The following is a 26,971-nucleotide window of genomic DNA, read 5'->3' as shown; positions in this document are numbered from 1 at the left end:
GCAGGGCATGGAAGTCGATAAATTCGTCACGCAGCGATCGGAAGCAACAATTATACGCGAAGGCAGGCCCGACGCGGAACGCAATGCATCCGCCGATGACGGCGGCGAGGACAGTATTTTCGACATGTCCCATGGCTCGAGGCGCAGCAGGCTTGATGTCGCCGCCTCCTGGGCGATCATAGGCATCTTCCTCATGTTCGCCTTGGCGGGCGTCTACATGATGTCGCTGATCCTCATTCCGGTGACGCTTGCGGTCGTCGTCGGCATGATTCTTGGGCTTGCGGCAGAAAAGCTCAGCAAGCTCGGCGTGCCTCGCGTTTTGAACGCTGTCCTCCTTTCATCGGGCGTCGCGCTGGTTATCTTCCTCATTGTCAATGCGCTTGCCGGACCTGTGGCCACGCTCGCACAGGAGCTGCCCGATTTCGTCCAACGGACCTCCGACCGGCTGATGCCCTATCTCGGCCGTTTCAAATGGCTGCATATCTCGTCCGAAACATTTCAGGGCAGCCCTGTCTCGATCAGCACCGTGCTCGAAAACAGCGGCAATGTGCTGCACCTCGTATCCACGAGCCTCACGCCTGCAATCGTACAGATCCTGATCTTCTTTGCTGCCTTGCTGCTGTTCCTCGCCGGCAGGGTGAGCTTGCGCAAGACGATCATTATGACCTTTTCCACGAGAGCATCCCGCCTGGCTGCGATCCGCATCATCAATGCCGTGGAGCGGGTGCTGGGCTTTTACTTCGCGACCGCTTCATTGATCTATGTCGGGATCGGCGTGGCGATGACTGTGATCGCCTATGTCGGCGGCATGAGCGTGCCGATTCTCTGGGGCGTTTTCGCCTTCGTATCCAGCTTCATTCCGTTCCTTGGCGTGACCACGATGACGCTCTCGCTCGCGATCGCGGGCATCGTCACCCATTCGGACATCATTTTCGGTCTGGCACCGGCCGTAGCCTTCTTCGGGGTGCATATGGCCGTGGAAAACCTCGTCTTTCCCGCAGTCATGGGACGTCAATTGGAGCTCAATCCCTTTGTCGTCTTCCTTGCCATCATCTTCTGGACATGGATGTGGGGCGCCGTCGGCGCCATGTTGGCCCTGCCACTGTCTTTGATCGTCATGACCGTCATCGACGAGCTTTTCATCGAGGAAAAAGCCCAGCCGCAATTGCCGGGTTAGAGCATTGTCTTTTGCCGCCCCGCACGGAAAAGTGCCGCGCACTATTCCTGGAAATATTCCGGCCGATCTGGCGATCAGTTCGTCGTGTCGTCATCGCCCTTTTCGGCGATATCCTGCAGGCGAACGAAATTAACGCCCTTTGCCTTTAGCGCTAGGATGCTGGCCGCTACCCCCTCACCCGCCGCGTGCGTCGGCTGATTGATATGGGAGATGATGACATCGCCATCCCTCGCGGAGGCATATTGCTTTTCCACCATCTTGGCCGGCAGCAGCGACCCACTGTCGCCATTCACCGAATAGCCGGCGATCCGATAGCCCATGCCGCGGATCTGCATGATGGCAGCGGGTGTGTATTTCGCGGTCGCGCCGCGGAACCAGCGCGGCTGCGGGATGCCTGCGGCAGTCATCGCATCGGCGCCGCCCTGAACTTCCTGGGCAACCGCCTGCGGCGAACCGGCGGCGGCAATGCCATAGACCTTGGTCGGGACATCGACAGCCGGGATATGGTTCTGCCCGTGGTTTTCCAGTTCGAAGAGATCGGGATGGGCAAGGAAAACCTTCAATGCGTCCGGATTGGTCCGAAGCCAGCGCGCGGTGACGAAGATGGTTGCCGGGATGCGCTGATCGACGAGCGTGCTCAAGATGCGCGGATCCGTCTTGCCCATGCAGGCATCGAAGGTAAGCGCAATGCGGGGTGTGCCCTTGCCTGCACGATCGACGTGCAGATGCGGCTCGACGAGCTTGACCTTCGAAACCGGGGCCTTCGGCGGCAATTGCGGCCAACCGGCAGGCGGCTGCTCCGACTGGGCGGCAAAAGCAAGCTTTGCGGCAAACAAGAGCATGGATGTCAGCAAAAGGCGTTTCATCAGGCGGCCACCGGATCGATCAAGCAAACGAAATCTGGCGGCAGGAAGATGATGCCATTCCCAGCCGCAATGCCCGCCATCATCCGGCAACACGCCGGAAATATGGCAGACTGGCGGCATTATGCCATTTCACATCGGAAATGCATCAGGCGTGAAACGGGCTTCAACCTCATCGCGTCTATGCTACGATTGATATGAGATTGGCGTGACACTATCTGCGTATTTTTCCGTGCTCCCAAAGAGAGACATGTATGAGTCGCGATCCCTATGAAGTTTTGGGCGTAAAGCGGGACGCCCCGCAAAAGGATATTCAAAGCGCCTATCGCAAGCTTGCCAAGAAGCTGCATCCGGACCTCAACCCCGGCGACAAGCAAGCCGAGGACAAGTTCAAGGAGGTCTCCTCAGCCTACGGCATCCTCGGCGACGAGGAGAAGCGTGCACGATTCGACCGCGGAGAAATCGACAACAGCGGCGCCGAACAGGCGCCGCGCAACTACTACCGTGATTATGCGGCACAGGAAGGCCATCGCGGTCCCTATCAGAATGCGGGCGGCTTTGCCGATTTTGGCGATGCCGACGATATATTTTCCAGCTTCTTCTCGCGGCGCAGCCGGGGCCAATCGCAAATGCAGGGTCAAGACCGTCATTACACGATGGAGGTCGATTTTCTCGACGCCATCAACGGCGCCAAGAAGCAGATCAGTCTGCCGGACGGCCCCGCTCTGGACGTTCAAATCCCGCCGGGAACACGTGATGGGCAGACGCTTCGGCTAAAGGGCAAGGGCGATCCAGGCTTCAACGGTGGCAAGCCAGGAGATGCGCTGATTGCGGTGCGTGTCCGCCCGCACAGCGTCTACACTCGCGATGGCGACGATATCCGGATGGAAGTGCCGATTTCGCTGAGCGAGGCAGTGCTTGGCGGCAAGATCCGGGTTCCGACGCCATCCGGCGCAGTTACGGTGACGCTGCCGCCGAACTCCAATACGGGCAAAGTACTGCGTTTGAAGGGCAAGGGTGCCCCTGTCCGCGGCAAAGACAATGGCGATGCCTATGTCTCGCTGAAGATCGTCCTTCCAGATGCGCCGGATCCCGAACTGACGCGCTTCGTTTCCGAATGGGAGGCAGGTAAGGCGCAAGATCCCAGAAAGACCATGGGAGGATAAGCGATGAACGAGAGCGAGTTTCGGCTGCATCTCCGGATCGAAACCACGGTGCTGGAAGTCTGGATATCTCAGGGCTGGGTCGTGCCCGAGGTCACGGATGAGGGACGCAACTTTCGCGAAGCCGACATTGCGCGCGGCCGGCTCATCCTCGATCTCGCCAGCGCGATGGGTGTCAATGAACCGGGCGTCGATGTCGTCATGGACCTGGTGGATCAGCTTCACAGCCTCAGGGCGACACTGCGCGACCTGACGGATGCCGTATGCCGGCAGCCGCCCGATGTGCAGGACCACATCCTAGCGGAGCTGACCCGTGTGGAATCGCTGAGACGGCGATAAGGCAGCGAGCTAGCTCAGGATAGAACATGGCCGCCATGAAGTGATGTCCGGAGACCCTTGGTGTCTCACCCGGACGCTCAATCGTAAAGATAATGCTCCTGCCAGGCGTCGCGCGGCACCTTGTCACCGATCTGATAGCTCAGATCGCGGACATGAATATGCTGCGGCCCGGTCACGCACGTATATGAGAGGTGATACCAGTCACCCTTGCTGCGAAAGACGGCGCCGGGCGCATTCATGGCATCCGGCTGCATATCCGGATCGCCGAATGTGTAGGCGATCACCTTGTCCGGCTTGAAACCCGTCTTGTCCGTGCCGATCCGCTTCATGGCCTCTGCATCGCACGCCTGCTCCATTCGTTCCGAGGGATTGAGCTTCTCCAGCTGCTTCTTGATAGCCGCATCGACGGCGAAGGCGGAGGTAGCGACGCTGGCCAATGGAATTAAGATGGCGAAGAGTTTCAGCATGAAGAACCGGTCCCTTGCATTGTTTTGGATTTGAGTGCGTTCGCTCCATCGGAGAAGGCTGATTGCCTTCGTGTCGACGCACTGTATGCCGACTTCGAGAAAGAATGTGGTCTCATCAAGGCACGCCCCGATGCGGCCTCCCACAAGCTGCACGGTTCAGCAAGACTAATATCGGCTGCTTGCATGGAGCTTGAGGAAGAGACTTGCCGCTTGAACCTCACGTCGCTGCCCTCTATTTCTCTCTTCACTTCACATCCGACTTTCACTCCAGAGAAAGCGCCCCTCGTGTCAGTTTTCAAGAATCTTCCCACCCCGCCTGCCGCTCCGAAGAAGCCGTTTACCGATACACGTCACGGCATTACCCGCACCGACGATTATGCGTGGCTGCGGGCCGACAACTGGCAGGCCATGTTCAAGGACCCGTCGATCCTGGCGCCGGAAATCCGGTCGCATCTGGAGGCGGAGAACACCTACATGAACGCGGCGATGGCGGACACGAAAGAGCTGCAGAAGGTTCTCTTCGGCGAAATGAAGGGTCGTATCAAGGAAGACGACAGTTCGATACCGATGAAGGATGGCCCCTATGCCTACGGCACGCTCTTCGTCACCGGCGGCGAGCAGCCCCACTTCTTCCGCGAACCGCGCAACGGCGGCGAACGCAAGCTGCTGCTGAACGGTGACAAGGAGAACGAGGGAAAATCCTATTTCCGTCTTTCAGGCCTCGATCATTCCTCCGATCACAGCCTCGGCATCTGGGGCTATGACGACAAGGGTTCTGAATATTTCACGCTGAAGATCCGCAATTTCGAGACCGGCGCAGATCTGCCCGACGTGATCGAGAATACCGGCGGCGATGCCGTATGGGCGCCCGACGGCAAGAGCTTCTTCTACACGCATCAGGACGAGAACCACCGCCCCTCGAAGATCTTCCATCACAGCATCGGCACGCCGCAGTCGGACGACCGGCTCGTCTATGAGGAGGAGGATCCTGGCTTCTTCATGGGCGTCGGCGGCTCGCTGCTCGACGATTACATCTTCATCGATATCCACGATCACGAGACCAGCGAATACCGCATCATCCCGACCTCGGATCTGACCGCCGAGCCCAAGATCGTGGCCGAGCGCGAAACCGAGATCGAATATGAGATCAGCGAAGGCGGCGACGTCTTCTACATTCTCACCAATGACGGTGACGCCAAGGATTTCAAGATCATGGAAGCGCCGGCGAAGAACCCAGGCAAGGAAAACTGGCGTGAAGTCGTGCCGCATAAGCCGGGCACGCTGATCCTCAGCCATCTCGCCTATGCCCGCCATCTCCTCTGGCTGGAGCGCAAGGACGGCCTGCCGCGCATCATCATCCGCGACCGTCGTACCGGCGAGGAACACGCGATCGCCTTCGAGGAGGAGGCCTATGCGCTCGGCCTGCAGGGTGCGGCAGAATACGATACGGATGTCATCCGCTTCTCCTACTCCTCGATGACGACGCCGAGCCAGCTCTACGACTACAATATGGTGACGCGCGAGCGCACTCTGCTGAAGACGCAAGAAGTGCCCTCTGGCCACAATCCGGAAGACTATGTGACGCGCCGCGTCTTCGCACCCGCTTGGGATGGCGAGACCGTGCCGGTAACGCTGCTTTATCGTAAGGACACGCCCCTCGACGGCTCGGCCCCCTGTCTGCTCTACGGTTATGGCGCCTATGGCGTTACCATCCCGGCCGGTTTCAACACCAATTGCCTGTCGCTCGCCGACCGTGGCTTCGTCTATGCCATCGCCCATATCCGCGGCGGCAAGGACAAGGGCTTTGCCTGGTACGAAGACGGCAAGATGGAAAAGAAGACCAATACCTTCAAGGACTTCATCGCAGCCGCCGACTATTTGAATCAGGAGAAGTTCACCTCTTACACGAAGATCATCGCTGAGGGCGGATCGGCCGGCGGCATGCTGATGGGCGCCATCGCCAACATGGCGCCGGAGAAATTCGCCGGCATCATCGCCGCCGTGCCCTTCGTCGACGTACTGAACACCATGCTCGACGACACTCTGCCGCTGACGCCGCCGGAATGGCCGGAATGGGGCAATCCGATCGAGAGCAAGGAAGAGTACGAGCAGATCGCCGCCTATAGTCCCTACGACAATGTCGGCGAGAAGCCCTACCCCCCGATCCTCGCGCTCGGCGGCCTAACCGATCCGCGCGTCACCTATTGGGAACCGGCCAAGTGGGTCGCCAAGCTGCGTGAGAAAACCACCAGCAATGCGCCTATTCTCCTGAAGACGAACATGGATGCCGGCCATGGCGGCGCTTCCGGCCGCTTCCAGCGGCTCGAGGAAGTGGCGTTCGAATACGCCTTCGCCGTCAAGGTCGCAGAAAAGATGTAAACGGAACGGCGGGAGGAAACCATGACCGTCTTCGTCGCCCTGCTACGTGCCGTCAATGTCGGCGGCACCGGCATGCTGTCCATGGCCGATCTCAAGGCACTGTGCGAAGAGATCGGCCTCAAGGATGTGCGCACCTATATTCAGAGCGGCAATGTGGTCTTCCGCGCCGGGGAGGATGAGGCAACGGTGCAGGCTCGGCTTGAAAAGGCACTGGCGGCTAAGATGGGCAAATCTCCGGGCGTGATCCTACGCAGCCGCGAGGCTCTAGAAAGGGCGGCTGATACTTCGCCCTTCCCGCACGCCAAGCCGAACTACCTGCTGGTGACTTTCCTACAGGAGGCGGCACCGGAAGATGCACTCACCAAGCTCGTCGCACCCGAGGGCGAGGAAGTGCATATCGCCGGCCGCGAAATCTACGTGCATTACCCCGACGGCTCCGGACGCTCGAAGCTGAAGCTGCCGGCCCTGAAGGCGGGCACGTCCAGAAATCTCAATACGGTGCGCAAGCTTGCGGAGATGGCACGGGAGCTGGAGGACAGCGGAATTTGAAATCGGCAACAGCAAAGCCGATTACGATATCCGCCTTGCGCCTCCCACGCACCGGCCCTACCTTAGGAGCATGAGCTCTCCTCTTCACGATGACACCGCGCTTCGGGCGCCGCCGATCGCCTTCGACAACAGCTACGTGCGCCTGCCGCCGCAGTTCTTTGCGGACAAGGCGCCGACGCCGGTTGCTGCGCCGCAGTTGATCAAGTTCAACGAGGTGCTGGCACGGGAACTCGGGCTCGACGTCGATGCCTTGAGGTTGGATGCTGCGGCGATTTTCTCCGGAAACGAGCTGCTGCCGGGATCGCAACCGATCGCCATGGCCTATGCCGGCCACCAGTTCGGCAATTTCGTTCCGCAGCTTGGCGATGGACGCGCGATCCTGCTTGGCGAGGTGAAGGATCGCAATGGCAGGCGCCGAGACATTCAGCTCAAGGGTCCGGGACCGACGCCGTTTTCCCGCCGCGGCGATGGACGCGCCGCGCTTGGCCCGGTTCTGCGCGAATATATCGTCAGCGAGGCCATGCATGCGCTTGGCATTCCGACGACGCGGGCGCTCGCGGCCGTGACATCAGGCGAGCCTGTCTATCGCGAGGAAGTATTGCCCGGTGCGGTATTTACCCGCGTGGCGGCGAGCCATATCCGCGTCGGCACCTTCCAGTTCTTTGCGGCGCGGGGCGATACGGAGAGCGTGCGGACCCTGGCGGATCACGTCATTGCCAGGCATTACCCGGAAATCAGAGACCGTAAGAACCCTTATCTTGCACTGCTAGAAGCCGCGGCCGATCGGCAAGCTTCATTGATCGCGCGCTGGCTCCATGTCGGCTTCATCCATGGGGTGATGAACACCGACAATATGACGGTATCGGGAGAGACGATCGATTTCGGTCCCTGCGCCTTTATGGATGCCTACGATCCGGCGACCGTCTTCTCGTCCATCGACCGCAACGGCCGCTATGCCTATGCCAATCAGCCCGCGATCGGCCAATGGAATCTTGCGCGCCTCGGCGAGACGCTGATCCCGCTGATCGACTCGTCCGTCGATGCGGCGATCGATCTGGCAAACACGGTCATCAAAGCCTATGGCGAACGCTTTCAGGCCTATTGGCTTGCCGGCATGCGCGCCAAGATCGGACTTGTGAGCGAAGAGGACGGCGATCTGGACCTGATCCAGTCGCTGCTGGCGACGATGCAGCAGCAGAATGCGGATTTCACGCTCGCGTTTCGCCGCCTAGCCGCACTTGCCGGCGACGGGGACGTCAGCGATTTCGCCGCCACTTTCAACGATCCGCAATCTGTTGCGCCATGGCTGGAACTCTGGCGCGAGCGGCTTGCTCGCGATCCGCAGGCGCCGGCAGCGCGAGCTGAAGCGATGCGCAAGGTCAATCCGGCCTTCATTCCCCGCAATCACCGAATCGAACAGGCCATCGAAGCTGCCGTCGAGGATGATGACTTCTCGTTGTTCGAGGCACTGCTGAAGGTGCTAGCGACCCCTTACGAGGATCAACCGGCCTTTGCGCCTTACGCGGATCCTCCATTGCCGGCAGAACGGGTGCTTCAGACCTTCTGCGGCACCTGAGGAAGCTTAAGCACATAAGCTCCGGACAGGTTTGCAGAGTCATCGTCCCGGCAACCCACCGGGAGATATGACGATGAAAGTGCACAGCAGCACCAAAAATTATTTCAGCACGCCGATCCGCAGCCAGCAAAGCAGCGACAGTGACGACAGCACACCCTTCTCGCTGCCGGACGACGGCGACGGCCAGCAGGAGGATTCGCAGGGACCGTCCATTTCGTCCAGCGGCGTCCCCTCCTCGATTTCATCCGGCTTCTGGCTCAGCCAGTTCGGCAGCACGTCGTCTTCGACCTCGGCCGACGGCGGCGAGCAGGATAGCGTGGCGGCCGCGGACGGAAGCAGCTCGGCATCGTCAAGCGGGCAATCCGATCAGGACATTCTCGACGAGTTTGCCAAATGGGCGAACATGACGCCGGCTCAGAAGATCCGCGCGCAATATCTCGAGGCGCATGGCCTGACGGAAGATTCGTTCAAGTCCTTGCCGGCCGACGAGCAGAAGGCAATCAACGACCAGATTGCCGATGAGATCAAGCAGAAGCTCGGAGCCGGCAACACTGATGATGATAGCGATCAGGAAACGGACAGCGCAGCTGCGGCATTGGCGCTGGTCTGAGTCAATTGCCAAACCACTTGAAGACGATACGGACCTGATTCACATTTCTCTCTTATCGTCTTGTTTTCATTATCGATATCTCGCTATTGCCCGACCATGCCGACGACGATCTTGCCGATCTCGGCAAACACTGCCTCGACGTCCTTTGCAGGCGCAGTCGCCTCGGCAACAAAGGTCGTGACCAGGATCGCACCCCGGTCCGGCGGCCAGATGACGGCGATATCGGCGTAGGAGCCGTTATTGCCGGTACCGGTCTTGTCGCCGACCTTCCATTCCTTCGGCAGGCCGGCCCGCAAGCGATTATTTCCCGTCGTATTGGCGACGAGCCAGTTGACCAGCTGCTCCCTTGATGTTTCCGACAGCGTATTGCCGAGTGTCAGAAGGCCGATCGAATCCAGCATCGCATCCGGGGTCGTCGTGTCGCGCGGGTCGTCCTTGACGGCCTGGTTGACATCCGGCTCGTTGCGATCAAGGCGGGTCTCGGTGTCGCCTGTGGTGCGCAGCCACGAAGTCAACGCGGCAGGTCCGCCGAAACTTTCGAGCAGAAGATTGCCAGCCGTATTGTCGCTCAGCGTGATAGCAGCTGCGCAGAGCTCGGCAACGGTCATGCCATCGCCGTCGGCGTGCTTTTCTGTTTCCGGCGAATAGGTGACGATCTTGTCCTTGCCGTAGGTGACGCGGCGGTCGAGCTTTTCCGTGCCCTGATCGACGCGCGCCAGCACAAAGCCAGCGGCGAGCGCCTTATAGGTGCTGCACAGGGGAAAATGCTCCTCCTCGCGGTGGCCGAGAGAAATATTGGTTTCAGTGTCGAGTACGGAGACGCCGAGGCGGCCGCCGGTCTTTTTTTCCAGATCGGCAAGCTGCTTGTCGACATCGTCGGACAGCTGCGAATTATCCGGCGCTGCGCTGTCGCTTTCCATTCCCTGGCTGCCGGCGCCGGGTGCCGCCGAATTATCCGTTGTCGCAGGCGTCTGGGGTGATGTGCCGCTATCCTGTGCAAAAAGCGCATCGGGGCCGAGCGTCAAGGCGGGAAGAAGCAGCGCCGAGCCTGCCATGAGGCGGCGGCGGGTTAGCAATGTGGGCATGCGAGAGGCCTCCAGCAGAATCGGGCAGATTTTGGGCTATGCGAGGAATATGGCAAGCTCTGACCTTACCGATTGCTAGCGGATTTTATGCTGCCTTGTCGACGGTAACTTCGACCGTTACATGCGAGAGCTCGTGAATACTGGCAAGCCGCGCCTTGTAGAAAGACGGATCGCGCGAGACGAGCGTCGCGACCGCGACAATCGCGGCATGATGCCCAGGGCCGACCTGCCATACATGCAGATCGGTAATCCGATCCTCGTCCGTTTCGATCGCCTCGCGGATCTCCTCAGGCAGATCCTCGCCTTGCGGAATGAAATCGAGGAGAATGGCGCCGGAAGCGCGCAGCAGGCTCCAGGCCCATTGCAGGATGACCAGGCCGCCGACGATGCCCATGACGGGATCGAGGAAGGTCCAGCCGAAACGGCTGCCAAGCAGCAGGGCAGCGATGGCCAGAACCGAGGTCATCGCATCCGCGATGACATGGACATAGACCGAGCGCAGATTGTTATCCCTGCCACCTTTTTGGCCATGGTCGTGGTGGTGATGATCGTCGCCATGCTCATGATGATGGTCATGGTCATGGGCATGGCCATGGCTGTGCCCATGGCCGGCGTGACCGTGGTGATGATGGCTGTGATCGTCGCGCAGAAGCCATGCGCTGACGAGATTGACGATAAGGCCGACAACAGCAATTGCGATGGCCTCGCGGAAATTGATCGCCACCGGATCGAGCAATCTCAGTATGCTCTCCCAGCCCATGATCAGGGCGATCAGCGCCAACACGATCGCGCTGGCAAAGCCCGCGAGATCGCCGAACTTGCCGGTGCCGAAGGTGAAGCGTGCATTATGCGCATGTCGGCGCGCGTAGAGATAGGCGAGCGCCGAGATCAGCATGGCGCTGACATGGGTCGACATATGCCAGCCATCGGCGAGCAGCGCCATCGAGCCGTAAATCGTGCCCGCGCCGATCTCGACTACCATCATGACCGCTGTGAGTGCAATGACGAGCCAGATGCGGCGTTCGTTGCGCTGGTGGTCGGAACCCAGAAAAACGTGGCTGTGCCCCGCTTCGGAGGAAATACTCATGACATTGGTCTCTCTTTGAACGCCTGAAACCATAAAACGCGTCCCGATCTTTCAGATGCACTTCTGGCGCTTTACGTCTTCGATTTTTCGCATGCCGTTATCGCAAAACCGCCGCACACTTTTGCGCGACATGCTTTGGTCACCGCAGATAGGTCTTCAGCACGTCGGCTATCTCATCGACTGCCTGCCGGCGGGCCTCATCAGTTTCGGCATGGAGCACATGCTCCTGCAGATGGTCCTCCAGCACCTCTCCGGTCAGGCCCGTCAGGGCACCGCGAATGGAGGCAAGGAGCTGCAGGATTTCCCCGCACGGCCGCTCGGCCTCGAGCGCGCGCTCCACCGCTTCCATCTGCCCCTTGAGGCGACGGACGCGAGAGAGAAGCTTGGCTTGCTGACGAATGGTATGGGACATCGTAGCCTCGATTATACTATAGGGGGGTATACTATTTATGATGATGAATTGGAAGCCAGATTTCGTGGCGACGACCGGACAATGAGGTGAGCCGACGGTATCCCAGCCGGCGGTCACAGCTACCCGGCCTTGCAATTTCGACGAATGGCCTCATATATTTCTCTAGAGACTAGAGGTATTTGAGGACCATACAATGCTGACCATCGGCGATCTATCCAAGCGGACCGGCGTGAAAGTGCCGACAATCCGCTATTACGAACAGATGGGTCTGATATCGGAGCCGGAACGCAGCGAAGGCAATCAGCGGCGTTATTCCAAAGCCGATCTTGAGCGTCTCGCCTTTATCCGCCATGGCCGCGACCTTGGACTGACGATCGATGCGATCAAGGAGCTGATCTCGCTCAGCCAACATCCGGACCGCCCCTGCGTCGGCGCCGACCGTATCGCCAAGGAACATCTGGATGACGTTCGCACCAAGATCACACGGCTGAAGAAGCTGGAGCACGAGCTGGAGCGCATCGTCTCGCATTGCGACGGCCATAGCATCGAAGACTGCTATGTGATCCGCGCGCTTTCCGATCACGGCCTATGCGAACACGAGCACTGAGCCCCCATTGACAAATACGCTGAACCGGATCATTGATGCGCCCATGATCACGAACGCGCTCCATAATTGCTCGTATTTTTGGCTGTACCTGTAACGGGCGGCCAAGACAGATCATATTGTCAACAAGCCGCCGTCAGGCGGCTTTGTTGTATCGGCAGCGTCCTGACGGCTCATTTGAAAAACAAGGACGCAAAATGCCATGCTAGACGATAGCGACATCTCACTTCTCCGCCCTCCGGTTCTGACCATCCGCAATGCCCAGCCACGTGACCTGCCTGAGCTCAACGACATGATCCGGCTGCTGGCCGCCCATCATGGCGACCCCTCCGGCACGACACCCGAACAGCTCGAGCGCGATCTCTTCGGTCCTATGCCGTGGATCACGGCGCTTGTTGCCGAAGGCGAACAGGGGCTGATCGGCTACGCCATCCTCGTGCCGCTCTACAAGGCGCAAGAGGGACAGCGAGGCATGGATCTGCACCATCTCTTCGTGCGCGACGGCCATCGCGGCTATGGCGTCGGGCAGCATCTCGTCGACCGCGCCCGCGATATCGCCCGCAAGGCGGGCTGCAGCTATCTTTCGGTCGGCGCTGCGACGGGGAATTTCCAGGCCCACCGCTTCTACGAAAACATGGATTTCAAGCCGCGTCCGGTCACCGGCATGCGCTACCTTCAGGCTCTGGCCTGATGCCGGCCTTTAAGAGGATCGCCGTCTAACGCTCGATGTCAGTGATCGATGGCGATCCCGCGGCCTGCAAAGAACCTCTCGAACACCTCCAGAGCCATTTCGGCATTCTCGCGCGTCGCATCGATGTGGCCGGATGGATTGTGGAAGCGGATATTATTGCCGTCGATGGCCGTCACCAGCACCAGGTGGCCACCCTTGGCCGGCGGCTCGGTCTCTGGCCAGCGGATCGAATGATGCACCGACGCGATGAAATACTCCGATTGCGCGAGGATATCGGCGATGTCAGTGACGGAAATGCCGGTGACGACGCGAGCATTCAGATCGAAGCGATCACGAACGAATGGGACGAACGACGCATAGATCAATCCCTTGATCCGGCCATCCGCCTCCTCGACATAGCCGCCATATTCCCGGCAACCCATGGCCAGATCCATGATCGGGATGATTTTGCCGGTGCGGGCGGCGAGCACCATCTTCAGGCAGGCCATGCCGCAGAGATTGCCGGCCCAGCGCGCATAATCCTCGACGCTGCTTGCGCCGGATGACGCCCAGAGCGGGTCCTTCAGCAAGGCCGATTGTGCACCCTCGGCGACGACCGCCAGCGTCATGTCAGACGTTTCCCATTGGCTGAAATAGGGAACCTTCCGCGCCACCCTTGCGTCCACGACCACCCTCTCCTATTGCCGAATCCCATGGCTACAAGCTTGACCGGAAATGCGCTAGAAAAATGGCTGTCGACTTCGATCTGCAACTGGAGATGCGACTTGGAACAGCGGTTCACATTCGACAGCGTCGCCACCCTCTACAATGCTTCCCGCCCGCTCTATCCCGATGCGCTTTTTTGCCGATGTCATCGATTTTGCCAGGCTGGAAGCCAAGGATCGGGTCCTCGAAATCGGCTGCGGCACCGGACAAGCGACAGAGAGCTTTGCTCGCCGTGGCCTCTCCGTTCTCGCGCTTGATCCCGGCGCGGAACTGATTGCAGTTGCGCAGGAAAGATTGGCGGAATTTCCGCGAGTGCGGTTCGAGCAAACCACCTTCGAAGCATGGCCGGGCGAGCCGGAGAGCTTCAGGCTGATATTCGCGGCCCAATCCTTCCATTGGGTTTCGCCGGAACTGCGCTTCGCCAGGACGGGCACCCTCCTCGCGCCGGAAGGAACACTCGCCGTCTTCGGCAATGTGCCGATGAAGCCGGAACCGCCGCTGTCAGAAAAGTTCGCGGGGATCTACGCCGCCATGCCCCGCAGCTTGCCGGTCCGCCCGTGGAAGCCTGGTATCTGCCTGATGGCCCCTTTGCTCGGGAGCTGAAGCAATCAGACCACTTTGAAGCTCCGGTACACCACCATTATTCCTGGGGTCGGTCGCACACTGCGCAGAGCTATACGGACCTCTTGCGCACGCTCTCCAGCTACCGGCTTTTGAGCGAGGATCGGAGAGAAGCGCTGCTTTTCGAGCTTGCCGATGCGATAAACACACACGGCGGCAAATTCGAGCTGCATTACGAAACGCAGCTCTATCTCGCCAGACGCGCGGGCGCGGTTTGAGCATCTTGCGGCTTACTTCGCCGGAAGCGCCTTCAGATAGGCTGCGATCGCCTCCCGGTCGGATACCGGCAGGTGGGCGATGTTTTGCTGGACTTCGGCCATCGAGCCGCCGGCCGAGTCATAGTCCGGGGTGAAGCCGGTTTCGAGGTAGTTGGCGATGTCGCCGGCGCTCCAGCCGCCGATTGCCTTGGAGCCCGGGGTAATATCTGGGATCTGGCCCTTGCCTTCCGGATTGGGCGCGCCTGCCAGCCATTGGCCGCTCACGAAGCCGCCGAGGCTGTCACGTGGCGTATGGCATTCGCCACAATGTCCCGACCCTTCCACGAGATACTGACCACGCTTGACCTTCTCGTCGGCATTGGCAAGCACGACGCGCGGCTGATCGTTGAGATATAGGAACTTCCAGCCGCCCAGCGCGAGCCGGATATTGAAGGGAAAGGGCAGCTCATGCGGCGGAACGACATTGTCGCTTTTCGGCAGCGTCTTCAGGAAGGCCCAGAGATCGTTGATGTCCTTGTCGCTCATGCGGGTATAGGAGCCGTAGGGAAAGGACGGATAGAGGTGCTCGCCGTTTCTGCCGACGCCGCGCTTCATGGCATTGCCGAAATCGGCCAGCGTCCAGCTGCCAAGCCCCGCCTTCTCATCCGGCGAGATATTCGGGACATGGAAGGTTCCGAATGGGCTGGTAAGGGCGAGACCACCCGAAAGCACCAGCTTGGCATCGCCCTGGACGCCGGGTGCCGCATGACAGCTCGTACAGCCGCCGGCCCAGAAGACCAGCTGACCGTTTTTAACATCTGGGTCACCGAGATTGGCCCAATGGCTGGCGGGCAAGGGCGACGGCGCGGTGATGACATAGAATGCACCACCGCCGAGAATGATCACGCCAAAAAGGCAAAGCAGCCACCGAATAAACCGCGCCATCATTCCACCCCTTAGCCCAGCTCCAAAGCCAAAAGCCTCCGCAGCGGTAGAATTGTGCGGAGGCCAAAATCGATATTCAAACTAGGCCGACCTACCGCTTAGTCCTTCTTGATACGATAGGCCTGATGACAGGCACCACAGCTGCCGCCGAGCGTCTTCAGCGTCGCGCCGACGCCGTCCTTGTCGGCAGGGAGCTGGGCAAGCGCTGTCTCGGCATCGGTGGAAAGCTTGGCGGCATGCGCCTTGAAGTCATCGAGATTGTCCCAGATCTTCGGATTGACCTCGGGATCGGTCTTGTCGCTCTGCGGATTGAACTGATCCGGAAACGCCTTGGCGGTTTCGGCGATCGTCGTCAGAGATGCCTTGACGATGTCGGCGTCATAGGGCTTGTCGCCCTTGGCAATCGCGCCGAGAGCACCCGTTGCGCCCCCGATCTTCTTCATCATGCCGATGCGGGAGTCATGCGTGCCGTCGGCCGCGACGACCGAACCCAGTGCGATGCCGGCCAGAGCCGTCGCCATCACAATCGCTTTCCACTTCATTTCGTTCTCCTACCTCTTCGCAAATGGTGCGGACCGCTTGCGCGGCCGGCGCATGATTACGGCGACATGTTTGCCGGTTTCCTTTCCGGCAATGAAGTCACAAAGTGGTGAGATGCAAGTGAAATCAGTGTCATGCTACCGACACACTCATTCGCCGCTTCAGCCCTCACGCTAATTTCAAGCCCTCCCAGACAGTAAACACTGAAACTGCGACAAGCAGCAGCCCGGCTGCGCGGCCCGCAAAGGCAGTTGCTCTGGGATTGGAAACCAGCAGCTCGCGGCTGCGCCCGGCAGTGATGGCAAGTCCGCCGTAAACAGCAAATTGGGTCGCGATGGTCATGGCTCCCATGATGACGGCCTGTATCCACATCGGGCCGTAATCCGGCTTCAGGAATTGCGGGTACACGGCAAAGATGAAGAGATAGGCCTTGGGATTGATGAGGCAAGTGACCGCTCCCTGCCGGAAGGCTTTCCAGGCGGAGCGGCTGCCGCCAGGCCCACTCTCCCCAACGGTTATGGAGCTGCGCATCAGCGTATAGCCGATGAAGGCCATGTAGGCGCCGCCGATAACAAGCAGCGGATTGAAGAGAACGGGTGCGAAATGCATCAACAGGCCGATGCCGACGGCGCCGTTCAGCGAATGCACCGCACCGCCCAGCATGATGCCGCCCGTCGCGGCAAGGCCGCGGTTGCTGCCGCCGGTAAGGGAATTGGCGAGCACGAACAGCATGTCCATACCCGGTACGATTATGATGCCCAAAAGAAGGATGAAGAAGAGCCAGAGATTTTCTGCGTAACCCATGTCAGTTGCCTATCGAGCTCTCCATGGAAACAGGAGAGGAAATGGTTGATTTTCAAGTCGATAGGCAGTCTTATAAAACGAGCCAACTGACGGGGTATTGTCAGTAGCCTTCATCTTTGGGACAACAAATGCGCAAGGCATCACGCCTGTTCGAGATCATCCAGATCCTGCGGCTGGCAAAGCGGCCAGTGACGGGGGCCGATATTGCCGCCCGGCTGGAGGTGACGGTGCGTTCGGTTTATCGCGATATCGCCGCGTTACAGGCGATGCGAGTGCCGATCGAGGGTGAGCGCGGCATCGGCTACATCTTGCGGCCCGGCTTCGACTTGCCGCCGCTGATGTTTTCCATCGAGGAGATGGAGGCGATCGTGCTGTCGCTGGCGCTGCTGGAACGCACCGGCGACGCCGAGCTCAAGCAGGCGGCCAAGCGCGTCACCGCCAAGATCGCCGGCGCCGTGCCGCCACCGCTACGTCAGACCCTCGATGCCAATGCGCTGCATGCCTGGGGCTTTGCCGCGCCTTCGGCCGCGGCGATCGACCTCTCGCTGGTTCGTCGCGCCATTCGCGACGAGGAAAAGCTGGACCTTGCCTATCGTGACGAGCTCGGCCGCGCCACGGAACGCATCATCCGGCCGATCGCGCTGATCTATTATGCCGAAACGGCCAACATCGTGGCCTGGTGCGAGTTGCGCCAGGCTATCCGCAATTTCCGCAGCGATCGGATCGAAGGCTGCGAGGCGACGGGATTATGGTTCAAGGGCGAAGGCGACGGTTTGAGGCAGATCTGGGTGAATGGCTGGCAGACAAACACCCCAGTCGCGGCCGGCTGAGGCGTTGGCAACATCGATCGCAAGGCCAGATCCTGTAAACCAGACAAACTTACCTCCCATCCGCATACCGCAGCGGAATAGGTTCAGCGTAGCGCCAGGGTTCGGCTCGTCTCGCGGCCAAAGCCGCTGATTTCCAGCCGGTCCTCACAGACCGAGACAATCGCGTAGGCGCTCGTGTCTTCGGTGTCCACCATGCCCTTGAAATTGACGAAGTAAGTGCCATCCGACATGCCGAAATTGCCGGCATGATTGTGACCGTTAAGGTAAGCGACGACGTGATCATGCTCTGCCAAAAGGGCCAGCAAGCGGTCGCTGTTCAGGGCATTATGTCCATCCTCTGGGAAGACGGGATAGTGGTTCATGACGATGACCTTCTCGCCTGCCGCCTTTGCTTCCTTAAGTTTCGCGGCGAGCCAGTCATATTGTGTGTCGCCGATCGCCCCGTTCCAGCGCTGGCCATTGAGCGCGCCGGCGATCTCCAGCGCCTTCATCAGATCCTTCGCCTCCTGCCGCCGCGGATCGCCTTCCGGCGGGGCAAAGACGCTGATTTCATTGCCGTCAAGCGCGATGAAGCGATAGCCGGATAGGCTGAAATCGTAATAGGGCGACGGCATGCCGACCCGCGCCGGCACCGTGCCGAGATGTTGCGGAGCAACGGCGAAATCATGGTTGCCGAGCAGGAAATGCTTGCGATGACGCAAGGCTTGGTAGACCGGCAAAACGGCGTCGAAGCTCTTCCATTCGCGGTCGATGATATCGCCGAGCGTGACGACGAAGGCGAGATCGTGCCGATTGAACTCCTCGATCGCCGCTCGAAGTTTGTCGAGACTGTTCGCGGGATAGCGATTGAGGGTGAGATTGGGCGCGAGATCGGCATATTGCGGATCGGCGATGACACCGAAGCGGAAAAGCGGCGCTGATGGCATTCAGCCTCCTGTGGCGATCTCCCGGGCCGCCAAGCGGCACACGGATATATCAATAAGGCTGCTCATAAGAAAACACCCGACGCCAGGAAGACGCCGGGTGCGAAAGCCAGCCTATGCGGCAAACCTTACTTCGTCGCGGCTTCGTAGCGCTCCAGGACGTAGTCCCAGTTGATAAGGCTGTCGATGAAGGCTTCGAGGTACTTCGGGCGCAGGTTGCGGTAGTCGATGTAGTAGGAGTGTTCCCATACGTCGACGCCGAGGATCGGGTCGGCGCCGTGAACGAGCGGGTTTTCGCCGTTCGGGGTCTTGGAGATTTCCAGCTTGCCGTTCTTGACGGAAACCCATGCCCAGCCGGAGCCGAACTGAGTGGCGCCGGCAGCGGCGAAATCGGCTTTGAACTTGTCGTAGCCGCCGAGATCGGAAGCAAACGCTGCTTCGAGCTTGCCCGGCAGCTTGTTGCCGCCGCCGCCCTTCTTCATCCACTTCCAGAAATGGATGTGGTTGTAGTGCTGGGCAGCATTGTTGAAGAGGCCGGCATTGGTGCCGAAGGACTTCTTCACGATTTCTTCGAGCGAAAGATCGGCAAGACCTGCTTCCGCAGCGAGCTTGTTGCCGTTGTCGACATAGGCCTTGTGGTGCTTGTCGTGGTGATATTCGAGGGTCTCACGCGACATGAAGGGCGAAAGTGCATCGTAATCATAAGGAAGTTCAGGCAATTCGAAAGCCATGGTCATATCTCCTCTTGGCAAAAAATTGCGTCGGCAGGTGAAGCGGAACATAGGAGCCGTCGCCTGGAAGAGCAACCGGCGACATGCCAAAAAAGTTGCACGTAGGAGCAAAAATTGCCCTACTTTTCAAATAGGTATAGCATCGACTTAGAGGTTTACCTTATTGCATATGATGATGTTTCGATACAGGGCGGACTGCCGCGGCAAAACATCGACAAGGCATAGCCCCAAGGCTAGTTTACGGATCTCCTGTCGTGATGAGGAACATCTGTGACGATCGCCTGCCTGCACACCGCCGAAAGCAATATCACCGTCTATGAAGCGGCGGCGAAGGCACTCGGGTTGCCTGATGGCATGCTGCATCATCATGTCCGTGCCGATCTTCTTCTCGCCGCCGAAAAGGTGGGACGCCTGACGGATGAGATTTCGGCCGAAACGGCAGCGCTTCTCTGGCATCTGGCGGAGGATGCCGATGCCGTCGTGCTCAACTGCTCGACACTAGGCCCAGCAGCGTCGAAGATCGCGGCCGGCGCCGGAGCCCCGATCATCCAGGCAGATGCAGTGTTGGCAGAGCAGGCGGTCAAGGCGGGCGGTAAGGTTATCGTGCTGTGCACCGTCGAAACGACCATCGCCCCGACGACTGCACTTTTCGAAGCGGCGGCTAAGGCGACGGGTGCCGAAATCGAGGTTCGGCTGGTGCCGGGTGCATGGGCGCACTTCCGGGCCGAGGATCTCTCGGCCTATCTTGCGGCTATTGCCGATGCGATGAAAGCGTTCAGCGGCGAAAGCGCTGTCACGATCGCTTTCGCTCAAGCCTCGATGACGGATGCCGTTCACCTTCTTCCGGAAAACTGCCCGCAACCTATGACTGGTCCGGCGACCGCACTTGCCGCCGCAATGGCGAAGATTACGGGCAGCTGAAGCATTATAAATTCCGCCCGAAATAGACGTTCACCTCGGCTATGCGGTCGCCGGCGAAGCGGATCAGCTCGACATTGCGAAAGCTGGCGCCATCCATCTTCTCGGCGCGATAGCCGACGATCACATCGTCACCATCCGCGACCAGATGTTCGATATGAATATCGCGAAACACCTTCTCCTTCGGCCAGCAGTGCTCGAAATACCGCTTCCGGTCGATGTGATCGTCGCGCGGACTGGAAAAGGTGAAATCCCGGGTCAGCATCGGGTCGACAATATCGGGATGCTGAGCGACATAGGCTGCAAACAGCCGCCGGACCGTATCGCAACGGGCATTTTCGAGAGAGTTCATAATCTACCTCCTCCTTTGCATCAGGACGGGGTTTGATCCGCCAACCATAAACTGATTGCATAATGCAATCAGTTTATAACATCAGCCCGGCGAACCGACAAGGCGCTTTGCGGACTTGGCATTGCCGTCCGCGTGGTCCAAACTCCTCGAACACCCCAATCAGCAGAAAGCCATCGCAAGTGTCCGAGGCTCATAACCACATGTTGGAAAAGCTGCGTCGGCTGGCGGCCAAAGACAATCGTCCGGCGGTCGAGCCAACCGGCATCGGCAGCTATTCCACGCTTTTTACCTTCGTGACGCGCGAACGCGAACGCATTGCTGGCTCCGCCTTTTCCCAGGTTTCAATCGTCGCCATCCTCGAAGGTTCCAAGGAAATCGTCAGCATGGGACGGCAGCGGCATTTTTCGGCCGGTACGGTGCTCGTGCTGCCGGCTGGGTGGAGCGGCGATGTCGTCAACGACCCCGATCCGCAGACCGGCGTCTATCGGGCGATCTTCATCACCTTTCCCGAGGAATTGACACGGCGGGCGGCAAAAGCCTTTCCGCCAGCCCAAACCGCATCGCAGATCGACCTGCCGCTCGATTCGTTACTGGCCGCTGCCATCGGCCATGCCGGCGAAGGCATTGCCAGTGGAAGCCTGCCGATCCCACTGATCGAGCACAGACTCGTGGAAATACTCATGGTGCTCGGCATGCGTGGCGCCCTGCCCGGATCGCCGGAGACAACCGCCGAGGCGGTGCGGGCGCTGGTGCGCTGGCAGCCGGACCGTGCCTGGACAGCCGATCTTATCGCCGCCGAGCTTGGTACGAGCAACGCGACATTACGCCGCCGCCTGTCACGCGAGGGCGCTTCCCTGCGAGAGGTACTGGCAAGCGAACGTGTGGCGCTGGCAACGACCCTTCTCGCGGAGGACGGGCTGTCGCTGCGGGAAGCCGCCCTTGCGACAGGCTATCGCTCACCGCGCCGTTTCGCTGATCGACTTCGCAGCGCGTGAGCGTTTCCGACCGCATTTTGAGCGTTTGGGTGCGCAGCCGACTGGCACGAATTTGTTAGACCCTGCCCTCGAAGCTCACAGGAGCGAACCGCGAAAGGGCAACATCATGAAAACCATGCTCAACCTTCTGAACGTCATCGTCATCACAGTAGCCGTCGCCACGCCGGCGCTATCGGCCGATCTCAAGGTGACATTTGCCAAGAGCAGCGGCCAGATGCTGCTGCCGGAAAACGCCTCCTGCATTTCGACAGCGTCCGACAAATCGGCGCCCGGCCCTAACAAGAGCCTTGCCGTCTCCTGGTCGAAAGGGCCGAAGGGAACGCGATCCTATGCGCTGACGATGGTCGACCCGGACGTGCCCGCCGATTTCTCGCTGTTCAACAAGGCGGACAAAACCATCTCGAAGGATTTCAAACGGATGGAATTCGTTCACTGGGTGCTGGCCGATATTCCTCCATCGCGCACTAGCCTTGCCGAAGGCGCGGACGGAAACGGCCCTTCGGCCAATGGCCTACCGCTCGAACGCACGGCCTATGGGCGACGCGGCCAGAATGGCGCCGGCGGCGGCAATTTGAAGGACGGACCGCATGGCGGCTACATGGGCGCCTGCCCGCCCTGGAATGACGAACGTGTTCACAGCTACCATGTCACCGTCTATGCGCTCGATGTCGACCGGCTGAAGCTTCCCGATCTCTTCACCCGTGCCGACCTGCTCGCCGCAGCAAAGGGTCATATCCTGGCATCGGGCAGCCAGGAACTGTTTTACACATTGAATGCAAAGGCCGAGAAATGACCGAGACGAGATGGGATGTAGCAGCACCCGCCGAGCCGGAAACCGCGCATTGGATGCGGAACCTGATCATCTGCCTCGTCGGCTCGTTCACGACGATCGTCGCGATGACGCTGCTACTCCCCTTCCTGCCGCTCTATGTCGAGGAACTCGGCGTCAGCGACAAAGCCGCGATCGTGCAATGGTCCGGCATCGCCTATGGCGCCACCTTCTTTGCCGCCGCCTTCGTCGCGCCGCTCTGGGGGCGGCTCGGCGATATCTATGGCCGCAAGCTGATGCTGATCCGCGCCAGCCTCGGCATGACGGTCGCCATCTCTCTGATGGGCATGGCCGGCAATGTCTGGCAACTGGTGGCGCTGCGCCTCTTCACCGGTCTCGCCGGCGGCTATGCCTCGGGATCGATGGTGCTGGTGGCAGCCCAGACGCCGAAGCATCGCTCCGCCTGGGCGCTGGGTACGCTTTCGGCTGGTATCATGGCCGGCAATCTCGTCGGACCGCTGATCGGAGGCGCACTGCCGCCTGTTATCGGTATTCGCGGCACCTTCCTGCTGGCAGGAGGCGTAATCTTCCTGACCTTCCTGGCAACGACCTTCCTGATCAAGGAGGAGAAATCCACCGCGCGCAAGAAGGCTGCGAAGGCCAGCGGCAGCTGGGCCTCCATTCCGGACAAGCGCCCCGTCATCGCCATGCTGTCGCTCGGCCTGCTGCTGATGCTCGCCAATATGTCGATCGAGCCGATCATAACGGTCTATGTCGCGCAGTTCGTTAGCGACGCCAGGGTGACGATGGTGTCGGGCGTCGTGATGGCCGCAGCGGCGCTCGGCAGCATCCTGTCGTCCTCGTGGCTCGGCAAGCTCGCCGATCGCATCGGATACTGGAGCGTCATCATGGTCGCCCTCGCCGCCGCTGCGCTGCTGCTGATACCGCAGGCCTTCGTCACCTCGGCCTGGCAATTGATCGGCTTGCGCTTCCTGATGGGTGTGGCGCTCGGCGGCCTCCTGCCCTGCATCACCGCCGTTATCAGGCACAATGTGCCCGATGCGGCCACCGGCAGCATTCTCGGGCTCTCCATCTCCTCGCAATATGTCGGTCAGGTGGCAGGCCCGGTCCTGGGCGGCTTCGTCGGTGGTCATATCGGCATGCGCGCCGTGTTCCTCGGAACCTGCGTTCTACTGGCGATCGGGGCGGTCTATTGCTGGTGGGTCAGCCCGAAGAAAGAGGCGGAATAGTCTCGTCAGCGAAAATCGCTAGCGGTCAGGACGTACAGGCGTCGTCGGGCATGGCCGTAGGCTCTGGCGGCGACCTTCTGGATCGCGTCTCGTCCGTCATCGAAGGCGGCAAGATATCCAGCTTCGGTATGCGAACCCGGGAAGACATCCGCGTCGACCAGAAACGAAACCTCGAACATGCCGTCATAGCCGGTGAAACGGATACGCCTCGCCGAAGCGTCGTAACTGCGGCTGCGATTGGGAAAGCTCAGGCTCATCGTCAACTACCTCGAAACAAAACCGACCCGGCGGCCTGATTAAGGCCGACGGTTTCAATTGCTTCCGACTTCACCAGGTCAATCCGAACAGCGTCGAATAGACGACGAAGGCAATCGCCAACACGACGCAGAGCTGGAGGAAAGCCCTGTAATAGTCGAAGAGATAGACAGACGCAGGAAGAGAGATTTTCATGGCGGCCTCCTTAAGGGTTTTGCCAACCGAGATCACAATATCACAAAAGCCCCCTTCGCGCCGTTTAATTTGGATTGGGTTTGCGCTTCAACATTATCCGTGTGGGATCTTCGCCTTATCTCGATAGTCTTGGAGAACAGCAGTGCTTCCGACTTTTGAAACTGGCCGCCTGATCCTGCGCCCGCGCACCCTGGCGGACATCGACGATTGCCTCGCCATGGATCGCGATCCGGAGGTGACGAGATTCATTCCGGGGCCATGGGGCGATCCCGAGGCACACCGACTATTCCTGACGAGCCGCATGGAGGCTGATTTCGGTGATGGCCTCGGCTATTGGTCAATCTTCGCCAAGGAGGATCCGAAGCAATTTCTCGGCTGGATTTTACTGATCCCCGTCGACGCGGTCGGGCCAGACATCGAGATTGGCTGGCGGTTGAACAGGTTCGCCTGGGGCAAAGGCTATGCCACGGAAGCGGCAAGGCCGGTTCTCACGCATGCTTTCGGAACACTTGGCCTCGAACGGCTGATTGCCGATATCGCACCCGGCAACACCGCCTCCATTCGCGTGGCCGAAAAGCTCGGCCTGTCCCCGACGCGCGAGACAACGTATCTCGGCCAGCCCTTTGCGTCCTATCAGATGACCAGGGACGCTTTCGAAGCTCGATAGATTGTAACCTGTCAGGCCTGACTACTCTTCGCTGGCGCTGCGGCCGTGCGCCCAATCCATGTAAAGTTCCAGCGCCTTGCGGGCGACCGGCCCTTCCTGGAATTCGCAGCCATCGAGGCGATTGACGCTGACGACCTTGGAATAGTTGCCGGTCGTGAAGATTTCATCTGCCGCCATGAACTGCTCGACGGATAGAGTTTCCTCCCGCACGTCGAAGCCTTCCCGACGCAATAGCCCGATGACGCGGGCCCGCGTGATACCGGCAAGGAAGGTGCGGTTGGCGACCGGCGTATAGACGATGCCGCCCTTGACCATGAAAACGTTGGACGACGCCGTCTCGACGACGTTGCCGTTCATGTCGCGCACGAGCGCATTGTTGAAACCGCGGCCCCTCGCCTCCAGGATCATGCGGCCGCTGTTCGGATAGAGCGATCCCGCCTTGGCGTCGGTCATCGCCGTCTCCGGCGATGGGCGGCGGAAGGGCGAGACCGTGAGCGTGATGCCGCCATTGCCGCCAAGCGGCGCCTCGAACAGGCAGAGCGCGAAACGTGTCGATTCCGCATCGACAGCCACGACACTGCCCGGCGAACCATGCTCGCCCCAATACATCGGCTTGATATAGATCGGCGTCTTGCCGTCGAATTTCTTGATGCCTTCCCAGGCGAGCGCCTCGATCTCTTCAGCCGTCTTGATTGGCTTCAGCCCCATGGCGATGGCCGAACGATTGATGCGCTGGCAATGGAGGTCGAGACAGGGGCGATGCCATCGAACCAGCGGGCACCATCGAACACGGTCGAGCCAAGCCACATGGCATGCGAAGTCGGCCCGATCAGCGGCGGATTGCCGGAAAGCCATTCTCCTTCGACATAGGTCCAGGTGGTGGTTCGGGGCGACGTATCGACTGCCATGGTGGTTTCCTCCCTTTGATCGGTTCAGCTTTCGCCGGATCGCGGAACCGCTCCATCTTTTTGTTTTCTCGCAATTCCAGGAAAAGCGCTCAGCGCTTTTCCTGGAATTGCTCTAGGTGGCAAAGACCAAATAGCCGCATAATCCTAGGGTCAAGCGGAAACTACGCGGTAAAATTCATTTGCAACAAAGCGCCCGATACCGCATTCATAACGCAATTTTCATGCGTCGAAACAACAACTTGACGAATAGATCCATCAGGAAAAGTGATGAACCGTAGGAATCGTCAAGAGACAGGAAGAACCCCATGAAAGCCATGTACTACGAGGCCTTCGAGGCAACACCCGAAATCCGCACCCTGCCAGATCCGACACCGGGCGAAGATGGCGTCGTTATCGCCGTCGGCGCGACCGGGCTCTGCCGTAGCGACTGGCACGGCTGGATGGGTCATGATCCCGATATCAGGCTGCCGCATGTGCCGGGCCATGAGCTTGCCGGCAAGGTGGTGGCGGCCGGGCGCGGCGTCGTCCGCTTCAAGGTGGGCGATCGCGTCACCGTTCCCTTCGTCTCCGGCTGCGGCCACTGTGCCGAATGCCATTCCGGCAACCAGCAGGTCTGCCCCAGCCAGTTCCAGCCCGGCTTCACCCATTGGGGCTCCTTTGCCGAATATGTCGCGATCGACTATGCCGACACCAATCTCGTCCACTTGCCGGACTCGGTAGACGACGCGACGGCGGCAAGCCTCGGCTGCCGTTTCGCCACCTCCTTCCGTGCCGTTGCCGATCAGGCGAAGACCCGTCCCGGCGAATGGATCGCCGTTCATGGCTGCGGCGGCGTCGGCCTGTCGGCGATCATGATCGCGAGCGCCCTTGGCGCCAACGCCATCGCCATCGACATTTCCGACGAGAAGCTCGCCTTCGCCCGCGAATGTGGGGCAGTCGCGACCATTAATGCGGCCGAGGTCGCCGATGTGGCCGAGGCCGTACGCGAGATCACCAAGGGCGGCGCGCATGTCTCGATCGACGCGCTCGGCCATCCCACGACCTGCTTCAATTCCATCAAGAACCTGCGTCGCCGCGGCCGGCATGTGCAGGTTGGCCTTATGCTCGGCGATTATGCGACGCCACAGATCCCGATGGCGCAGGTCATCGGCCATGAGCTGGAAATCTACGGCAGCCACGGCATGCAGGCCTGGCGCTACGATGCCATGCTCGACATGCTCGCCGCCGGCAAGATAGCGCCCCAGAAACTCATCGGTCGCAGTATCAGCCTGGAAGAAGCCGTTCCGGCGCTGATGTCTCTTGATAAAGCCGAAGGCAAGGGCATCAGCGTCATTACACGGTTCTGATATATCCCGGTGCTATGC

General features: G+C 60.0%; 32 protein-coding genes and 1 pseudogene. 18 read left to right on the top strand and 15 right to left on the bottom strand.

All coding sequences use genetic code 11. The annotated features are described in order from the left end of the window. Window positions 1-7: 7 nt before the first annotated feature. A complete protein-coding gene (locus tag ACK83U_RS03465) occupies window positions 8-1,177 on the top strand; it encodes an AI-2E family transporter (protein ID WP_112607542.1) in 1,170 nt (389 codons plus the stop codon). A gap of 74 nt (window positions 1,178-1,251) precedes the next feature. Here the strand turns inward: ACK83U_RS03465 and ACK83U_RS03460 are convergent, their stop codons facing one another. Further along, window positions 1,252-2,043 (bottom strand): polysaccharide deacetylase family protein, encoded by a 792-nt coding sequence (locus tag ACK83U_RS03460; protein ID WP_112607637.1) that lies wholly within the window; start codon window positions 2,041-2,043, stop codon window positions 1,252-1,254. A gap of 251 nt (window positions 2,044-2,294) precedes the next feature. On the opposite strand from ACK83U_RS03460, the gene ACK83U_RS03455 reads away from it, so the two are divergent. Together ACK83U_RS03455 and ACK83U_RS03450 are read left to right on the top strand one after the other, a co-directional pair. Then, the gene (locus ACK83U_RS03455; RefSeq protein ID WP_112607544.1) at window positions 2,295-3,206 is read left to right on the top strand and encodes a DnaJ C-terminal domain-containing protein; all 912 of its coding nucleotides are present in this window, start codon (window positions 2,295-2,297) and stop codon (window positions 3,204-3,206) included. 3 nt (window positions 3,207-3,209) lie between these two features. Next, window positions 3,210-3,542: a chaperone modulator CbpM gene (locus ACK83U_RS03450; RefSeq protein WP_112607546.1), complete on the top strand. Its 333-nt coding sequence runs from the start codon at window positions 3,210-3,212 to the stop codon at window positions 3,540-3,542. Window positions 3,543-3,619: 77 nt separating this feature from the next. Here ACK83U_RS03450 and ACK83U_RS03445 read toward each other — a convergent pair whose 3' ends face one another. Beyond that, window positions 3,620-4,009: a DUF930 domain-containing protein gene (locus ACK83U_RS03445; RefSeq protein ID WP_112607639.1), complete on the bottom strand. Its 390-nt coding sequence runs from the start codon at window positions 4,007-4,009 to the stop codon at window positions 3,620-3,622. Window positions 4,010-4,294: 285 nt separating this feature from the next. On the opposite strand from ACK83U_RS03445, the gene ACK83U_RS03440 reads away from it, so the two are divergent. The 4 genes from ACK83U_RS03440 (at window position 4,295) to ACK83U_RS03425 (ending at window position 9,123) form a co-directional block, all read left to right on the top strand. Further along, window positions 4,295-6,388, top strand: coding sequence for a S9 family peptidase (locus ACK83U_RS03440; RefSeq protein WP_412474788.1), 2,094 nt, complete (start codon window positions 4,295-4,297; stop codon window positions 6,386-6,388). Between the two features lie 21 nt (window positions 6,389-6,409). Further along, window positions 6,410-6,937 (top strand): DUF1697 domain-containing protein, encoded by a 528-nt coding sequence (locus ACK83U_RS03435; protein WP_112607550.1) that lies wholly within the window; start codon window positions 6,410-6,412, stop codon window positions 6,935-6,937. Window positions 6,938-7,007: 70 nt separating this feature from the next. After that, the gene (locus ACK83U_RS03430) at window positions 7,008-8,513 is read left to right on the top strand and encodes a protein adenylyltransferase SelO (protein WP_112607552.1); all 1,506 of its coding nucleotides are present in this window, start codon (window positions 7,008-7,010) and stop codon (window positions 8,511-8,513) included. A gap of 73 nt (window positions 8,514-8,586) precedes the next feature. Further along, complete coding sequence (locus tag ACK83U_RS03425; RefSeq protein WP_112607554.1) at window positions 8,587-9,123, top strand: hypothetical protein; 537 nt, start codon at window positions 8,587-8,589, stop codon at window positions 9,121-9,123. An 83-nt stretch (window positions 9,124-9,206) separates the two neighbouring features. Here the strand turns inward: ACK83U_RS03425 and bla are convergent, their stop codons facing one another. From bla to dmeR, 3 genes are all read right to left on the bottom strand, one after another. Continuing rightward, on the bottom strand, window positions 9,207-10,208 hold the full coding sequence (gene bla / locus ACK83U_RS03420; RefSeq protein WP_112607556.1) for a class A beta-lactamase: 1,002 nt from the start codon (window positions 10,206-10,208) through the stop codon (window positions 9,207-9,209). An 85-nt stretch (window positions 10,209-10,293) separates the two neighbouring features. Further along, window positions 10,294-11,295, bottom strand: a complete 1,002-nt coding sequence (gene dmeF, locus ACK83U_RS03415; protein ID WP_112607641.1) for a CDF family Co(II)/Ni(II) efflux transporter DmeF — start codon at window positions 11,293-11,295, stop codon at window positions 10,294-10,296. Between the two features lie 139 nt (window positions 11,296-11,434). Then, window positions 11,435-11,707: a Ni(II)/Co(II)-sensing transcriptional repressor DmeR gene (gene dmeR / locus ACK83U_RS03410; protein WP_069616048.1), complete on the bottom strand. Its 273-nt coding sequence runs from the start codon at window positions 11,705-11,707 to the stop codon at window positions 11,435-11,437. 193 nt (window positions 11,708-11,900) lie between these two features. Between dmeR and ACK83U_RS03405 the strand changes: the two genes are divergently transcribed. Further along, the gene (locus ACK83U_RS03405) at window positions 11,901-12,314 is read left to right on the top strand and encodes a MerR family transcriptional regulator (protein WP_112607558.1); all 414 of its coding nucleotides are present in this window, start codon (window positions 11,901-11,903) and stop codon (window positions 12,312-12,314) included. A 199-nt stretch (window positions 12,315-12,513) separates the two neighbouring features. Beyond that, on the top strand, window positions 12,514-13,002 hold the full coding sequence (locus ACK83U_RS03400) for a GNAT family N-acetyltransferase (RefSeq protein ID WP_112607560.1): 489 nt from the start codon (window positions 12,514-12,516) through the stop codon (window positions 13,000-13,002). A gap of 38 nt (window positions 13,003-13,040) precedes the next feature. Here ACK83U_RS03400 and ACK83U_RS03395 read toward each other — a convergent pair whose 3' ends face one another. Next, on the bottom strand, window positions 13,041-13,667 hold the full coding sequence (locus ACK83U_RS03395; protein ID WP_112607562.1) for a C39 family peptidase: 627 nt from the start codon (window positions 13,665-13,667) through the stop codon (window positions 13,041-13,043). Window positions 13,668-13,833: 166 nt separating this feature from the next. On the opposite strand from ACK83U_RS03395, the gene ACK83U_RS03390 reads away from it, so the two are divergent. Together ACK83U_RS03390 and ACK83U_RS03385 are read left to right on the top strand one after the other, a co-directional pair. Beyond that, on the top strand, window positions 13,834-14,310 hold the full coding sequence (locus ACK83U_RS03390) for a class I SAM-dependent methyltransferase (RefSeq protein WP_412474787.1): 477 nt from the start codon (window positions 13,834-13,836) through the stop codon (window positions 14,308-14,310). An 83-nt stretch (window positions 14,311-14,393) separates the two neighbouring features. Then, window positions 14,394-14,546, top strand: a complete 153-nt coding sequence (locus tag ACK83U_RS03385; protein WP_412474786.1) for a hypothetical protein — start codon at window positions 14,394-14,396, stop codon at window positions 14,544-14,546. Window positions 14,547-14,558: 12 nt separating this feature from the next. On the opposite strand, the gene ACK83U_RS03380 is transcribed toward ACK83U_RS03385, so the two are convergent. The 3 genes from ACK83U_RS03380 to ACK83U_RS03370 all read right to left on the bottom strand — a co-directional run bounded on the left by ACK83U_RS03380 (window position 14,559) and on the right by ACK83U_RS03370 (window position 16,814). Further along, the gene (locus ACK83U_RS03380; RefSeq protein WP_112607564.1) at window positions 14,559-15,473 is read right to left on the bottom strand and encodes a c-type cytochrome; all 915 of its coding nucleotides are present in this window, start codon (window positions 15,471-15,473) and stop codon (window positions 14,559-14,561) included. A 95-nt stretch (window positions 15,474-15,568) separates the two neighbouring features. Continuing rightward, window positions 15,569-16,012, bottom strand: a complete 444-nt coding sequence (locus ACK83U_RS03375) for a cytochrome c (protein ID WP_112607566.1) — start codon at window positions 16,010-16,012, stop codon at window positions 15,569-15,571. A gap of 166 nt (window positions 16,013-16,178) precedes the next feature. Further along, on the bottom strand, window positions 16,179-16,814 hold the full coding sequence (locus tag ACK83U_RS03370) for a LysE family translocator (RefSeq protein WP_112607568.1): 636 nt from the start codon (window positions 16,812-16,814) through the stop codon (window positions 16,179-16,181). A gap of 128 nt (window positions 16,815-16,942) precedes the next feature. Here ACK83U_RS03370 and ACK83U_RS03365 point away from each other — a divergent pair, with 128 nt between their 5' ends. Further along, window positions 16,943-17,644 (top strand): helix-turn-helix transcriptional regulator, encoded by a 702-nt coding sequence (locus ACK83U_RS03365; protein WP_112607570.1) that lies wholly within the window; start codon window positions 16,943-16,945, stop codon window positions 17,642-17,644. A gap of 83 nt (window positions 17,645-17,727) precedes the next feature. Here ACK83U_RS03365 and ACK83U_RS03360 read toward each other — a convergent pair whose 3' ends face one another. Together ACK83U_RS03360 and ACK83U_RS03355 are read right to left on the bottom strand one after the other, a co-directional pair. Then, window positions 17,728-18,570: a metallophosphoesterase gene (locus ACK83U_RS03360; protein WP_112607572.1), complete on the bottom strand. Its 843-nt coding sequence runs from the start codon at window positions 18,568-18,570 to the stop codon at window positions 17,728-17,730. Window positions 18,571-18,695: 125 nt separating this feature from the next. Further along, complete coding sequence (locus tag ACK83U_RS03355; protein WP_015339177.1) at window positions 18,696-19,298, bottom strand: superoxide dismutase; 603 nt, start codon at window positions 19,296-19,298, stop codon at window positions 18,696-18,698. A 270-nt stretch (window positions 19,299-19,568) separates the two neighbouring features. On the opposite strand from ACK83U_RS03355, the gene ACK83U_RS03350 reads away from it, so the two are divergent. Further along, window positions 19,569-20,219, top strand: a complete 651-nt coding sequence (locus ACK83U_RS03350; protein WP_112607574.1) for an aspartate/glutamate racemase family protein — start codon at window positions 19,569-19,571, stop codon at window positions 20,217-20,219. A 4-nt stretch (window positions 20,220-20,223) separates the two neighbouring features. On the opposite strand, the gene ACK83U_RS03345 is transcribed toward ACK83U_RS03350, so the two are convergent. Beyond that, complete coding sequence (locus tag ACK83U_RS03345; protein WP_112607576.1) at window positions 20,224-20,568, bottom strand: nuclear transport factor 2 family protein; 345 nt, start codon at window positions 20,566-20,568, stop codon at window positions 20,224-20,226. A gap of 179 nt (window positions 20,569-20,747) precedes the next feature. On the opposite strand from ACK83U_RS03345, the gene ACK83U_RS03340 reads away from it, so the two are divergent. The 3 genes from ACK83U_RS03340 to ACK83U_RS03330 all read left to right on the top strand — a co-directional run bounded on the left by ACK83U_RS03340 (window position 20,748) and on the right by ACK83U_RS03330 (window position 23,582). Beyond that, entirely contained in the window at window positions 20,748-21,563 is an 816-nt protein-coding gene (locus ACK83U_RS03340; RefSeq protein WP_112607578.1) for a helix-turn-helix domain-containing protein, read from the top strand. 106 nt (window positions 21,564-21,669) lie between these two features. After that, complete coding sequence (locus ACK83U_RS03335; RefSeq protein ID WP_112607580.1) at window positions 21,670-22,356, top strand: YbhB/YbcL family Raf kinase inhibitor-like protein; 687 nt, start codon at window positions 21,670-21,672, stop codon at window positions 22,354-22,356. After that, window positions 22,353-23,582 (top strand): MFS transporter, encoded by a 1,230-nt coding sequence (locus ACK83U_RS03330; RefSeq protein ID WP_112607582.1) that lies wholly within the window; start codon window positions 22,353-22,355, stop codon window positions 23,580-23,582. Before ACK83U_RS03335 ends, ACK83U_RS03330 begins: the two co-directional genes overlap by 4 nt. A 5-nt stretch (window positions 23,583-23,587) precedes the next feature. On the opposite strand, the gene ACK83U_RS03325 is transcribed toward ACK83U_RS03330, so the two are convergent. Together ACK83U_RS03325 and ACK83U_RS03320 are read right to left on the bottom strand one after the other, a co-directional pair. Beyond that, window positions 23,588-23,839 carry a DUF1488 domain-containing protein gene (locus ACK83U_RS03325; protein WP_112335592.1) on the bottom strand — a complete coding sequence of 84 codons (252 nt, stop codon included), beginning with the start codon at window positions 23,837-23,839 and terminating at the stop codon, window positions 23,588-23,590. A 70-nt stretch (window positions 23,840-23,909) separates the two neighbouring features. Next, window positions 23,910-24,032, bottom strand: coding sequence for a hypothetical protein (locus ACK83U_RS03320; protein WP_281409860.1), 123 nt, complete (start codon window positions 24,030-24,032; stop codon window positions 23,910-23,912). A gap of 142 nt (window positions 24,033-24,174) precedes the next feature. Here ACK83U_RS03320 and ACK83U_RS03315 point away from each other — a divergent pair, with 142 nt between their 5' ends. Further along, a complete protein-coding gene (locus ACK83U_RS03315) occupies window positions 24,175-24,699 on the top strand; it encodes a GNAT family N-acetyltransferase (protein ID WP_112607584.1) in 525 nt (174 codons plus the stop codon). Between the two features lie 21 nt (window positions 24,700-24,720). Here ACK83U_RS03315 and ACK83U_RS03310 read toward each other — a convergent pair. Further along, a pseudogene (locus ACK83U_RS03310) lies at window positions 24,721-25,607 on the bottom strand (branched-chain amino acid aminotransferase). 305 nt (window positions 25,608-25,912) lie between these two features. Between ACK83U_RS03310 and ACK83U_RS03305 the strand changes: the two are divergent. Continuing rightward, complete coding sequence (locus ACK83U_RS03305; RefSeq protein WP_112607588.1) at window positions 25,913-26,953, top strand: zinc-dependent alcohol dehydrogenase family protein; 1,041 nt, start codon at window positions 25,913-25,915, stop codon at window positions 26,951-26,953. The last annotated feature ends 18 nt before the right edge of the window (window positions 26,954-26,971 follow it).

Source organism: Rhizobium sp. WW22 (genome assembly GCF_047041135.1).
Lineage (GTDB): Bacteria > Pseudomonadota > Alphaproteobacteria > Rhizobiales > Rhizobiaceae > Rhizobium.
This window is presented reverse-complemented; position numbering and strand designations above follow the sequence as displayed.